The sequence below is a fragment of the Halomonas sp. Mc5H-6 genome (assembly GCF_024124705.1).
Classification (GTDB): Bacteria; Pseudomonadota; Gammaproteobacteria; order Pseudomonadales; family Halomonadaceae; genus Vreelandella; species Vreelandella subterranea.
Genome location: NZ_JAMXSI010000007.1, coordinates 105,144 through 117,828, shown reverse-complemented (window position 1 = coordinate 117,828; position 12,685 = coordinate 105,144). Strand labels below are relative to the sequence as shown.

Here is a 12,685-nt window from a genome sequence, read left to right as displayed (position 1 = left end):
TTTTTGCCTGTTTTGTAAGCTATTTCGTACACGTGTAAGAGATCGCTGTGACGTGCCCCGCAAGGGTTGCGCTTCGCTTCTGGCTCGCTATTCTGACCGTTTTCATTAGCGATTAATGGTCCAGGGAGCGGCACGATGTCGGAAAGGACGGGGGCACACAAAACAGGCCTGCAATTCACCCTATCGCTTCCGGGGGTGGATGATATCGCAGTGATCGACTTCACCCACCGTGAAGCGCTCTCCCAGCCCTTCGAGCTGGCGCTCAACCTGGCCAGCCGAGACGGCAATCTGGATGCTGCCGAGCTGCTGGATCGTGAAGCCACCCTGACCATCTGGCAGGACGGCGAACCGCTACGCCGGGTGCACGGCATCGTCAGCGAATTTGGCCGGGGCGACCGCGGTCACCGGCGTACCTTCTACTCCCTGGTGCTGCGCCCCGCGCTCTGGCGTCTCTCGCTGCGCCACAACTCGCGCATCTTCCAGAAAGTCGACCCGCTCACCATCATCAATACCCTGTGCGATGAGCGGGGCATTCGCGACGTGGCCTTTGCGGTCACCCGCGAGCTCCCCGAACGCGAGTACTGCGTGCAGTACCGCGAGACCGACCTTGCCTTTATCGAACGCCTGGCCGCCGAAGAAGGCCTGTTTTACTTTCATGAGTTCGAGGATAGTCCCAACGGCGCCCATCGGCTGGTGTTTGCCGACGACCCGCAGCTACTCACTAGCTTAGGCGAGCGCAGCTATCACAGCCGCGCCGGTGGCACCGCGCCCACACACCATGTGCGCAAGCTCAGCCACACTGCCCGGGTGGCGAGTTCGTCTGCCACGCTGAAAGACTACAGCTTTAAAAATCCCGCCTATGCGCAGCTGCACGACCATCTGGGCCGTGATGTGGAAGGCCATGGACAGCAGGTCGATTACGAACACTACGACTACCCCGGCCGCTACAAGCAGGATGCCTCCGGCGAGCCGTTCACTCGTATCCGCCTGGAACAGCTGCGCCGCGAGGCGATCACCGCCAGCGCCGAAAGCGACCTGCCTGAACTCGCCCCCGGGCTGCGCTTCACGCTGACCGACCACGACACCGATAGCCTCAACCGCGACTGGCAGGCCATCAGTGTTCTTCACCACGGTGAGCAGCCCCAGGCGCTGGAAGAAGACGGCATCACGCAAAGTGATTCAGCCGGTATGACCCGCTACTACAACCAGGTCACGCTGATCCCCGGCGAAGCGCCCTGGCGCGCCACGCCAAATCCCAAACCCCGCGTCGACGGCCCCCAGGTCGCCTTTGTGGTCGGCCCGGAAGGGGAAGAGATTCACTGCGACGAGCACGGCCGGGTCAAGGTCCAGTTCCCCTGGGACCGCTACGCCGAACCCAACGAAACGGCCAGCTGTTGGGTGCGGGTCGCCCAGGGGTGGGCGGGCGGCGGCTACGGCAGCATCGCCATTCCGCGCATCGGCCACGAGGTCATCGTCTCGTTTCTGGAAGGCGACCCCGATCAGCCGCTGATCACCGGGCGTACCTACCACGCCGTCAATACCGCGCCTTACCCGCTACCAGAACATAAAACCCGCACGGTACTGCGCACCCAAAGCCACAAGGCCGAGGGCTTCAACGAGCTGCGCTTCGAAGACGAAGCCGGTGAAGAGCAAATCTGGCTCCATGCCCAGAAAGACCTGGAATTGCTGACGCTCAACGACCGTATCGAAGAGACCAGCAACGACAGCTTCTTGAAGGTCAATAACGACCGCATCAGCGAAATCGACAACGACGATCACCACACGGTCCATGGCAATCGCTTCGAGCACACCGAAGGCCAACAGCACTTCAGCGTTGACGGCACGCTGCATATCAACACAGGCCAGGCCTGGCTCACCGAAAGCGGCCGGGAATTGCATATCAAGGCAGGCCATAAAGTGGTGTTTGAGGCGGGTGACGAATTAACCCTGAACGCTGGCGGCAGCTTTCTCAAGCTGGACGGTAACGGCATAACCATCGTTGGCCACAAAGTGCGCGTCAACGCAGGCGGCAGCCCCGGCAGTGGCAGCGGGCAGGCGGTGGAAGGGCCGCTGCTGCCAGGGCATGCGGTGGCGGAAGCGCATGAAGCGATACCGCCCGTCACCCATGAGGCGCTGCTGGAGGCTTCAGCACAGGAGGCCAGCATCGTCCAACTATGCCAAAAGCAGACCGATGGCAGTTGCCCACTGTCTGACTGTCCATGCCGGGATAGGGCGAGTTAATGCGTTATGCAGTGAATCTTCCGGAGCAAAGCGAACGGCGCTACTGGTTGATCGATACGGCCAGCCTTCCCGAAGGTGAGGTGTTGCGTCGCTTCTATAGCGTGGTGGACCAGCCCATGTTTCGCTGGCTTTACGACGGCACGGCCTATCACGCCGTGCGAGAAAGCGGCCCCGTGCTGCTGGATATCACACACAATGCCAAGGTGTGGCAGCAATGCAGTGCAGACTGGATGCCGTATGCCGCATCGGTGGTCATTGACACACCTGCCTCTCTGGATGCCCTGCAAAAGCGCCTGGCCGCCTGTCTGACCATCGACACGCCTGGCAGCGGGGTGGGACTGCTGCGCTTTCATGAGCCGACCGTCTTGCACCTCTTGCTGGGTGAGGAACAACTCGACCAGGCAGACCGCCTTGTCCTGATGGGGGAGGACATCTGCTGGTCGTGGCCGCTTTGCCTGAGTCAGGAAAACATCGTCCATGAACGCTATCTCTCGGCAGGCGCTAACAACCTGCCAGACGGTAAGCTACTACGATTGGCGCCGGAGACCCAGCAGCGTCTGCAAGGCTTGAGGCAGTTTTCCCGACTGATGCCCTTACTGGGCGACGCCATCCATCGTTTTGACCTGCTGCAAAAAGAAGACGACTGCATCACCTCTCTCTGGCAGGCGCTGGAGCACTACTGGCACGACACCTGGCAACTCAATCTGTCACGCAAGCAAGCGGTGAAAAACGCGCAAGGCAAGCTGATAACGAGTGACGCATTTGAACACTTCATCGAGTCCCTTTCTCTCGATGCAATGACATGACAAAGGACACGGGAATGTCACAGAACCATGCGTGCAGCCCCAAGGCGATCTACGTGGAAATTACCGGTCGTCATACGGATAACGACCAGAATGAATACTGGCTTTATCAGGGTGACGCCGCCGAAGAATGCCTGGCAGAGGGAGATGCTTCGGAAGGCCGTTACGGGCCAATTGTCGAGACCCAGCAAACGTACTTAGAAGAAGAGTTGGCAAACTATCGCTTGGTACAAAAGATAGGCGATATTGAAGTGCCGCTACTGTAGGTGGAAGAGGTCTCGCAATGCGGCCTGATTCCCAAGCAGCGTTCATTCCAGCACAACCTGATGGTCTCGACCTTGCCCATGCTGTACATCGATCATCAGGAGCTGGCGGCAGGGCCATGCCGTGGCGGCTTCGTCTACGTGTTTCTCGACAACCGACTGATCAGGGAGTTGGTGGTATCCGGCGAGCCGAACCAAGCGCCACGGTTCACCGATAGCGACATCGCGACGTACCGGCAACAGGGTGATGTTCCCACCGTTCGCGATTTCACCGGTCCCGCTCTGGCACACCTACATTTGCCCCTCAAGCTCAACGGTCAAACAGCCAATGTGCGCCTGGCTTTCTCAGATCATCCCTGGCCCTGGGCGCATATCGAACAGTTGGAAGCCAACCCGGCGTTGATCAACCAACGCTGCCAACCGCTTGCCCTCAATGAATCGTCAGTGAGTGCCATGCTGAAGGGTGACATGCGCAACATGTACACCCATAGCGTGGAGGTCGGTCGTGACGAGTGCGCTGGCAAGGCCGCCCTGGATTGGCTGCCGTCCATGCGCCCACGGGATGTGATGTATGAGCAAGCCTGGGGCAGCCCCAGGGATTATCTGGAAGACACTACGGCGGCGGGCTGGAACACCCTTGTCGAGCAGTTAGAGGCCGAGCGTGAGTTCTTCGAGTCCGATGACCAACAGGCAGTGGCGCCAGACATCGATACGCAGACGCGCCAACGGCACTTCTCCCCCGCGCTGCGTAGTTGCTTGGTGCAGCAATGGAACAATGCCTGCCGAGCGGATGATGAGCGTGCGGATGACGCCTCACTTGCCATGCTTCCCGCGCCGGAGGGAACCGACGATTGCCTGGCGGCGCTTCGCGAACAGCAGCTCTGCGCTGTTTTCTTGCGTGACCCCAAACAGGCAATTGACCACCTGATCGAGGATATCCAGGCGGGTCAGGAACTGCTTTGGGTACTCTCCGAAGGCATGAAATATCATCCCCACGGCAAGTCGGCTGAACTGATCCAGGCCAACTGTTTCATGCCGTATGGCCCGGATGGTGAAGAAAACCCGCTCTACCTCGACACCTGGTATGACACCCGCCTTGAACGCTCCCGGGAAAGCCTGTTCGCCCGCTTGATCAAGGAAGAAGAGCGCCGCCTGGCCCGCCTGCGGATCGACGAGCGGCTCTCGGCGCTGGTGGCGCTATTCGATGACACATCACCGGGGGCCTTTTGCCATACCCTTCGCGACGCCATGCTGTTTGATGATATCAACCACCTGGAGCCTTACGCGCTGCTGGCAAGGTGTATCGAGACCCTGCAAACCGGCTTGAACTGCCTCGACCTCAAGGCAACGCCTGAAGAAGCCAAGGCACTCCAGGCTCCTGCAAAGTGTCGGCAAACCCTCGAGACGCTATTTGCGGCGACACAGCAGCACGCTGGGCATGCCTGTTCGCCGTTGCTGTTTGCCGATGAGAACTGCAATACGAACATCTGGGGGAGTCCTTATGCCAGGAACCTGGACGTGCTGCAGGTGGCCGCCAAAAATGTCATGGACCAGCAGGATCAGGTCGCTACCCCGACCGGGGAACAACTGATTGCCTGGCAGCAGCGCCTGGATGAAGACGTCGGTGATCTGGGGCCGGCCATGAGCCGCGCACGCACGGCGCTCAACGGTGCGGACGCTGTCGCCAGCAGCATCGTGCCCACCCTACTCAACGCGGTGACGGGCCTGAAGCTGGGTGAGACCATGACCATTACTCTGGCCACCGATATAGCCGATCTCAAGGGTGCTTTGATGGGTGGCCTCCCCATCGAGGTGGTCGATGCCGATGGCGCCGTTCATTGGCTTTTGCCCAGCCAGTTCAAATCTTTGACCGAGGAGATGGCTCAGGGCGGCATCGCCCTCCAGGCCGCCTCCGCTCGCAACGTTTTGGGTGGCGACGTCGCTTCGTCATCAGCGGCCACCGGCCGTGCTCAGGTGACAGGACAAGTGACCAGTGAGCAGGCCTTTCGATGGACCCAGACGGGGTATATCGGGTTGTGGTCGGGGTTGGCGGGGCTTGAAATATGGAATTTGGTGGTGAGTATAAAAGAAGTCTCTAAAGATAGAAGTGTGCTCAAGGTTTCTAAAGCCGTTAGTGCTGCTATCGATACCTCGCTACTAACAGCGCAGGGTTTAAAGTTGGCTAACGTTAACTGGGGCTGGGCAGTACGTGCCAATAGTTTACTTGACACCCCCTATGTCAAATTAGCTTGGCAGGAAGCTATGGGGGAGGCCGGCCGCTTGCGTGGCTTATTGGGTTTTGGTGCTGGACTATTCACTGCCACACTGGTCGCAGTCGATGCCTATCAGCTCTATCAGCAGCAACAATACACCTCGGCACGCTGGATGGCTGGTGCCAGCGGTGCTATTGCAGTCGGTAGCTATGCGGGTTCAGGTTTTGGCCAAGCGGCTGCCAATATTGCCAAGGAAAACCTTCTTCGTAATCAGTTCTTTCACCGGCTTCTGGGGCTCATAGGCACGCCAAGGCCAATGCCCATCATGCTGGTCAGCTTGGCAGTTGCTCTCGTTTGCAACTATATGGCCACCAATAGCCGCAATGACCGTGTTTCGTTATGGACTAAATATGGCCCGTTGAGCAACAAGCAGGATGAGCGCGAAGGACGCCTCGCAGCCCTGGCTTCAGAAGATGAATCGGAGATGACAGAGAGTGACGCCAACATTCGGGACTACCTCAGCGCCTTGCAGGATGCCTCTCCCCAGCAGGCCTATATGTTGCTCCTTCAGGGGCTGTTTCAAGCTCATTTCGAGCTGGTGGCACCCCAAGGCCTGGTCGATCTCGATTCCGATTTTGTTGACTGCGATATCGCCATTCGCATGACCTGCCCCGGGCTGCGCTACGGCGAATTTAAAGTGCCCATCACTCAGGTAGAAGTAGACTGCTCGGCCCCTGTACCGGATAGGCGTCACACCTATCAATACGCCCCCATGGATAGCCGCCGCTTACTGGTGGAAATTTCGAGACAAGATCCAGAGGACCCGACGGTGCGTTATCTTGGCATCCGCCTTCCTCGGGAGTGGCATCGCCTGGGTGTTCCCACCACGGGGCTTGGCGATGTGCCCGCCAAATGGCTGGCGGCCAGTCATCACCGCTTCCACCATGAGCCGGATTATCAACGCGAATACCACCAAGGCAGTTACCTAGTGCGCATAAGCCCAGGGGATCTTGAAGGCCAAGGCAGCGTGGAATACTGGGACTCAGTCGAACGACAGCACCGCAAGCTGGAAGATAGTGTCTCCTTCGCGGCGCAACCCTCTAAGCTGACCTGGGTATGGAACAAACAAGGAGCCGAAGCATGAGCCTGACGGAACAGCCACAAGGTCACTATGCAGAGACCGCATTCCAGGCCGACGCCATTCCCCGGCAGGCGCCGCCGCCAGAAAAAAGCACTTGGAAAAAACTGGGCAGTCATTTAGACGTGGCCCGGCTACCTTGGGGACATTATATTGGCGTCAATCCCACCCTATATGAGTACGACAATGAGTGGTTTGAGGATTACCAGTATATGAAGGAAGACTATCTAGCCTATGCCATGATTAATGAAGAGCGCTGGTCAAAATTTGTCGATGAAGATATCGGCTTGCTTTATCGCTTCTTGCGCTTTTGGTTTGTGGTCATCTCTCACGGTTTTAGTTTTATCGGTGGGGGGGGGTATTTTATCGCAGGTATTGCTTTATTTGTGACTGTACTGCTTTTGGGTGCTGAGTTATTCGATCCTAGTGAAACATTTCCTTTTGATGCATTTCTAGTTCCATTCGTGATGGTGGCATTCTGCTCAGTAGCTACTGTTCTACGCAAGCTTTACGAGAAATACAGTATTCGTTTTTACAAAAGCAATAAAAACTGGTCGGACGATATCGCTTTTTGTCGGCGCACGGGTATGGTGAAGTCTTTCCAAGGTAACTTTCCGTTCTATGAATTCGATGCCTATATCGAAATGCGCGCTGATATGAAGGGTAATCAGTTCCATAGCCTCAAGGTGCGTCATCGCTATCCTCAACACAGTAAAGACGAACGCAACGGTCTACCGCTTGATTTCGGTTTTCCAGCCGACGGGAGTATTGCCCAGTTATATGCCATGTGGGACATGCTGGGCCGCTATATGGACGTCAGCCAGCCCTTGCCGGATATTCCCCGCCTGGAGCCGTTCCGCCATCTCGACCCCACCACCAAGGCTTTCGATGAGGCGGGTAAGCGTGGCCGTCCAGCCACCTACTGGCGTGATCTCTACGCCAAGGCCAGCGAGCAGGAGCTGAAACAATGGCGCGAAGAGCACCGAAAAGTGGTCGACGCCGCGCCTTGGGGCAGCCGCCCAGACCTGATGGCCCAATCCGTGCCCGGCTATGGTGATAGCTATACCGCTGAGCCCGAAGACGTTAACGCCTACGGCCGCATCCCCAACAAGTCGGACCGCTTCGTTGAGCGTGCTGAAGCAAAAGACACATCCCGGCAGAACAAACGCAATAACTATTAACGTCATCAATACGCCTTTTGCAAAGGCCAGTTATAGGTTTTTCAAGCGGTTTGTAGGCGAACTTGGCGCGTGGCCCATTCCCCGCATTAACTACGATTCCGCCAACGCTGCCCGCCAACCATCACCAGGTGTAGCGGCAGGTAGACGACTACGGGCCATATCAGCGTCAGTAGGAACAGATAAAGCAGAGGGTCGAGGCTGTCTTGAGGTTGGCCGAAGGGCCCGTGTACCCAGTTGATATTACGGTCTGGGTCGGTGAGCAGGTAGGACAACGGCACCACGATCCAGGTCAGCAGGGTTTGCCACAGCAGGGCGCGGCGCGCGTAGCCCAGTTTCGCCACGCCGATGCCTGCCACCAGCGGCAGTACGGCGTGGTAAAGCGACATGGCCCGCGTCATGGGTGGGTGCTCGGGGTTGAACATGTACTCGGTGCCACCGATGGGGTGGACGCCGGTGAGTGCTGCCGTCGCGACGTCAAACGTCCACAGACTACCGACCAGCGCCACCGCCAGCCACTGCATCGACATCAGGGTACGATGCTCTGTCCAAAGCGCCACCAGTAACAGGAAGTTTGCCACGTTGCATAGCCAGAAGAAATTCTGGGGCCCCAGCAGCACTGCATAGCTCGGTGCCCAGATCAGGATCCACAGCGAAAAGGCCAGCTTCAGCCAGCGAGGTACACCCGCTACCGGGGAATCGGCCATGGTCGTCTCCTTGTTGGCTAGACAAATCAACGTCGCTAGTTCATGGCACCCTTACTTTTCCAGCTCATCCCGCCAGGAGTGGCGTGGCGCGAAACCCACCAGACGACGCGCTTTCTCAATACTATAGAAGGTCTCGTACTCGCCCATTTCGCGCTTGATCGGTACCCCTGAGTAGAAGCGTTCAATCACCTGGGCGTTGGTCAGCCCCACCGATAGATCGTCATTGGCGACGTTGAACACCTGGTAGCCCAGGCCGTCAGTCTTCAGGCAGCAATCGACCATCTGGCCCAGGTCGCGGGCGTCGATGTAGGCGAAGATATTGCGGCGGCGCAGCGCCGGGTTGTCCATGTAGGCCGGGAAATGCTGGCGGTACTCGTGGGGCTCGATAACGTTATTGATGCGCAGGCCATAGATATCGATACCCGAGCGTGCCTGGAAGGAGCGGGCGGTGACTTCGTTGACCACCTTGCTCATGGCGTAGCTGTCCTGGGGTACGGTGGGGTGCTCTTCATCGACCGGCAGGTAATCCGGTTGCACCTCGCCGTCGGCAAAACATACGCCATAGGTCGTCTCGCTGGAGGCAAAAATCACCTTGGGAATACCCAGCTTGGTGGCGGCATCCAGTAAGTTATAAGTGCTCAAGGTGTTGATGCGATAGGTCTCGTTGTCCGGCCGGTGCAGGATGGCGGGTATCGCCGCAAAGTGGACAATGGCATCGTAACGCGGCACGCCGGTGCCCGGTTCCAGCTCGTCCATCCCGGCGTAGGCATGGCAGGCGTTGAACACCTGGCCAGCATCGGTGAGGTCTGTCTTCAGAGTGGGAATGCCGGGCACGTCGGAGGTTGCCCAGTCCAGGTTGGTGACGCGGTGACCCTGGTCGCGAAGATAGGCGGTCGCATGGCGGCCCGCCTTGCCACTGCCACCGGTGAATAGAAGTCGCATAGGTATCCCCTAATTAATGGAAAGCACCACATCACCTTAGCAAACAACGGCTAACCCCGCTGATTGATCACCTGGCTGTGCGTGTCATGGCTAAATAGCATTACGAAAACGCATCATCTGGCTGCCGTCGATGGGGTCGGCGAAAATATCGGCGTAGACACCAAAGGTCTGGCGTAGCCGGAATGCCGTCAGTACCTCTTTAGGCGTGCCACTATCCACCAGGCAGCCGCCGTCCATGACACCGATGCGGTCACACTCCATGGCGTGGTTCAGGTCGTGCAGCGAGATAATCACCGTAACCGGAAGTTGCCTGACCAGCTCAAGGATCGACAGCTGGTGGCGGATATCCAGATGGTTGGTGGGCTCATCGAGCAGCAGAATCTTGGGTTGTTGCGCCAGTGCGCGGGCAATATGCACGCGCTGGCGCTCACCGCCGGAAAGCGTGTGCCAAAGCCGGTCGGCCATATGCGCCATATCGACATCGACCAGCGCCTGAAACACGATGGCATCATCTTCAGTAGACCAGGGGCGCAATGCGGTAAGAAAGGGCGTCCGGCCCAGCGCCACTACGTCACGCACGCTAATTCTATCGGTGGTATCGGCCTGCTGCTCCACTAAGGCAATAGATTGAGCAATCGCCCGCTGCTTGAGGTTTTGCAGGGGCTGGCTTCCCATTAGCACCTGTCCTGCTTTGGGTTTGTTCAAGCCTGCCAACAGGCGAAGTAGCGACGTTTTACCCGAGCCGTTCGGCCCCACCAGGCCAAAGGTTTGGCCGGGCTCGACGGTAAGGTTAATGTCAATCAGTAGAGGCGTGCCATGCACTGACCAATCGAGTTTTTGAGCGGTTAACTGCATTACGACCTCTTGCCGCGCACGAGAATGAGCGCAAAGGCAGGTGCGCCAATCAGCGAAGTAATCACCCCGATCGGTAGCACTTGGCCGGGGATCAGAGTGCGCGAAAGAATATCTGAGCCAATCAAAAAGACCGCCCCAGCAAGCGCCGTGGCTGGAACCAAACGCGTGTGTTGGCTGCCTACGATAAAACGCATGGCATGGGGAATCACCAGTCCAACAAAGCCAACCGCCCCCACAATAGACACCATCACCGCCGTGACCAGCGCCATGGCGATAATCAGCATCCCGCGCACCGGGCGCACCGCGATGCCCATGGAGGCGGCGCTGTCGGCACCGAAGGTAAAGGCATCCAGGGAGCGGCGGTGCCATAGGCAAACCAGTACCCCAAACATTGCGGCAGGCACCGCTAAGGTTACATCGGCCCAGCGCACACCAGACAGATTGCCCATCAGCCAAAACATAATGCCGCGGGCCTGCTCGGCGCTCGCCGACTTGGTAATGATAAAAGCGGTCAGCGCATTGAACAGCTGTGAGCCTGCGATGCCTGCCAGAATAATCGCCCCCGCTGCCTGAACGCCGCGGCCACCACCGACGCCACTGTTGGCCGCATGGGCGAGCATCACCACGATACCAAAGGCGAGAAGGGCACCCACGAAGGCACCCAGGGAGAGCGAAAGCGCGCCCGCGCCAATGCCCGCGACGGCCACGGCCACCGCGCCGGTAGAGGCCCCAGCGGAAATGCCCATCAAGTAGGGGTCGGCCAAGGGGTTGCGCAGCAGCGCCTGAAGCACCACCCCTGCCAGCGCTAGGCTAGTACCACAACAAGCAGCGACGACGGCCCGGCTAAGCCGGTAGTTCCAGATAATGCCCGCATCGATCCGGTCCACCGCGTAATCTGCGCCCAGTAGCTGATTGGCGAGCACTTTGAGAATGGTATCAACGGGAATTGGTGTCTCGCCGATGGCGGTGCCCGCGATCAGCGCCGCCACGAGCACCAGCGGCGTGATCCATAGCCAGCGCAGCGCAAAACCCGCCGTAGATAGCCGCGTTAACGCAATGCTCATTCGTCAAATGCCATTGTCGCTAGCGCCTCGGCCAGTGTTTCAAGACCGTAAATAGTGCGCATCGTGGCGCTCATGGCGTGGGCATCCATCTCTATGATGTGGTCGTTTTTAACCGCCGTCATTTCACGGGTAACCGGGTCGCTGCGCAGAAACTCACGCTTGGCTTCAATATCGTCGGCAGGAAAGCGGCGGCGATCCATGCGAGCGATAACAAGCACATCGGGGTCAGCCCTGGCGATGCTCTCCCAGCCCACCGTGGGCCACTCCTCATCGGACTCGATCACATTGCGAATACCGAGCTTGTCCATCATATAGCCCGGTGCGCCGAGTTGACCCGCGACGAAGGGGCTAACCCCCAGGTCTGTCGATGAGAACCAGAACGCCGCTGATAAATCGTCCGGTAAGTCCAGGCTGTTCGCCAGTGCTATTGCTCGCTCTTCGCGGTCGATAAGGTCGGCTACCAGAGCCTCGCCAGCGTCTTGAACATCGTAAATGTCGGCGAGTTCGGTGATTCCCTTATAGACCGAATCCGTAGAGAAAGCGGCCGTGCGGGTGCCATCGCCGCCGGTAGAGTTATCCTTGGTGTCGCAGTCGGCGGGCATAATATAGGTGTTAATACCCAGCTCATGAAACTGCTCACGGGTGGCGACACTGCCGGTGGGGCCTACGTGCCACTCATACTGTACCGCCACCAGGTCAGGCCGCTTATTGACCACGGCTTCAAAGCTTGGGTCGTCGTTGGCGATCCGCTCGATCGCTTCATTGACCTCAGCAAACTGGGGCAGGACCGGGGTGAACCAGACCGAGGTGCCATTCACTCGATCAGCGAGCCCCAGCGAATAGAGAATCTCCGTGGCTGACTGGCCTACCGTCACCGTTCGTTCTGGGGGCGACGCCACGCTGATCTCTACACCGCAATTGGTTAGCGTAAGCGGGTAGTCGGTGGAGGCGTAAGCCGCCTGGGCAAGGCCGACAGCGCTCGCGGCGATGGCCGTGGTCAATCTCAACATCATGTACACTCCCGTGCATGATGAGCTCCGCATTCGGCCAGAAAACACTGGCCGAGCCACTTCGCTCGATGTAAGCAATATATCGGCAGTTCTCCTGACTGACGGGTCATGGCTAGCTCGCCTTCCCAGACGCTGTGTCCAGTGGCATCAAGGAGCATCGCTCGCCGCCTACAGTTGCGGGGGCAGTTCCGTTTCGCGGCAAGCCGCGGCGGATTCTCTATTAAGTTCCGTGGGGAACACCGACACTGGCCATTCTAGGCGGCAGGGAGAT

General features: G+C 58.5%; 10 protein-coding genes and 1 riboswitch. Of the genes, 5 read left to right on the top strand and 5 right to left on the bottom strand.

What is annotated here, in order from left to right:
- Positions 1–135: 135 nt before the first annotated feature.
- From tssI to NH395_RS11655, 5 genes are read left to right on the top strand one after another with little or no spacing between them, the layout of a single operon-like run.
- A complete protein-coding gene (tssI, locus tag NH395_RS11675; RefSeq protein WP_253025006.1) occupies positions 136–2,241 on the top strand; it encodes a type VI secretion system tip protein TssI/VgrG in 2,106 nt (701 codons plus the stop codon).
- Positions 2,241–3,047, top strand: coding sequence for a DUF4123 domain-containing protein (locus NH395_RS11670; RefSeq protein ID WP_253025005.1), 807 nt, complete (start codon positions 2,241–2,243; stop codon positions 3,045–3,047). Before tssI ends, NH395_RS11670 begins: the two co-directional genes overlap by 1 nt.
- Positions 3,048–3,061: 14 nt before the next feature.
- A complete protein-coding gene (locus tag NH395_RS11665; protein WP_253025004.1) occupies positions 3,062–3,310 on the top strand; it encodes a hypothetical protein in 249 nt (82 codons plus the stop codon).
- Positions 3,311–6,664 carry a hypothetical protein gene (locus NH395_RS11660; protein WP_253025003.1) on the top strand — a complete coding sequence of 1,118 codons (3,354 nt, stop codon included), beginning with the start codon at positions 3,311–3,313 and terminating at the stop codon, positions 6,662–6,664.
- Positions 6,661–7,839, top strand: coding sequence for a hypothetical protein (locus tag NH395_RS11655; protein WP_253025002.1), 1,179 nt, complete (start codon positions 6,661–6,663; stop codon positions 7,837–7,839). Before NH395_RS11660 ends, NH395_RS11655 begins: the two co-directional genes overlap by 4 nt.
- A gap of 86 nt (positions 7,840–7,925) precedes the next feature.
- On the opposite strand, the gene NH395_RS11650 is transcribed toward NH395_RS11655, so the two are convergent.
- The 5 genes from NH395_RS11650 to NH395_RS11630 all read right to left on the bottom strand — a co-directional run bounded on the left by NH395_RS11650 (position 7,926) and on the right by NH395_RS11630 (position 12,417).
- Positions 7,926–8,543 (bottom strand): hypothetical protein, encoded by a 618-nt coding sequence (locus tag NH395_RS11650; protein WP_253025001.1) that lies wholly within the window; start codon positions 8,541–8,543, stop codon positions 7,926–7,928.
- A gap of 51 nt (positions 8,544–8,594) precedes the next feature.
- Complete coding sequence (locus NH395_RS11645; protein WP_253025000.1) at positions 8,595–9,485, bottom strand: NAD(P)-dependent oxidoreductase; 891 nt, start codon at positions 9,483–9,485, stop codon at positions 8,595–8,597.
- 90 nt (positions 9,486–9,575) lie between these two features.
- A complete protein-coding gene (locus tag NH395_RS11640; protein WP_253024998.1) occupies positions 9,576–10,340 on the bottom strand; it encodes an ABC transporter ATP-binding protein in 765 nt (254 codons plus the stop codon).
- Positions 10,340–11,404: an iron chelate uptake ABC transporter family permease subunit gene (locus tag NH395_RS11635; RefSeq protein WP_253024996.1), complete on the bottom strand. Its 1,065-nt coding sequence runs from the start codon at positions 11,402–11,404 to the stop codon at positions 10,340–10,342. Before NH395_RS11635 ends, NH395_RS11640 begins: the two co-directional genes overlap by 1 nt.
- The gene (locus tag NH395_RS11630) at positions 11,401–12,417 is read right to left on the bottom strand and encodes an ABC transporter substrate-binding protein (RefSeq protein ID WP_253024994.1); all 1,017 of its coding nucleotides are present in this window, start codon (positions 12,415–12,417) and stop codon (positions 11,401–11,403) included. Before NH395_RS11630 ends, NH395_RS11635 begins: the two co-directional genes overlap by 4 nt.
- Positions 12,418–12,480: 63 nt before the next feature.
- Positions 12,481–12,673: riboswitch (cobalamin riboswitch) on the bottom strand.
- Positions 12,674–12,685 lie beyond the last annotated feature (12 nt).

Excerpts from the sequence above, each read along its gene's own strand:
- tssI (WP_253025006.1), top strand. The coding sequence starts at position 136 with ATGTCGGAAAGGACGGGGGCACACAAAACAGGCCTGCAATTCACCCTA.
- NH395_RS11670 (WP_253025005.1), top strand. The coding sequence starts at position 2,241 with ATGCGTTATGCAGTGAATCTTCCGGAGCAAAGCGAACGGCGCTACTGG.
- NH395_RS11665 (WP_253025004.1), top strand. The coding sequence starts at position 3,062 with ATGTCACAGAACCATGCGTGCAGCCCCAAGGCGATCTACGTGGAAATT.
- NH395_RS11655 (WP_253025002.1), top strand. The coding sequence starts at position 6,661 with ATGAGCCTGACGGAACAGCCACAAGGTCACTATGCAGAGACCGCATTC.
- NH395_RS11650 (WP_253025001.1), bottom strand. The coding sequence starts at position 8,543 with ATGGCCGATTCCCCGGTAGCGGGTGTACCTCGCTGGCTGAAGCTGGCC.
- NH395_RS11645 (WP_253025000.1), bottom strand. The coding sequence starts at position 9,485 with ATGCGACTTCTATTCACCGGTGGCAGTGGCAAGGCGGGCCGCCATGCG.
- NH395_RS11640 (WP_253024998.1), bottom strand. The coding sequence starts at position 10,340 with ATGCAGTTAACCGCTCAAAAACTCGATTGGTCAGTGCATGGCACGCCT.
- NH395_RS11635 (WP_253024996.1), bottom strand. The coding sequence starts at position 11,404 with ATGAGCATTGCGTTAACGCGGCTATCTACGGCGGGTTTTGCGCTGCGC.
- NH395_RS11630 (WP_253024994.1), bottom strand. The coding sequence starts at position 12,417 with ATGATGTTGAGATTGACCACGGCCATCGCCGCGAGCGCTGTCGGCCTT.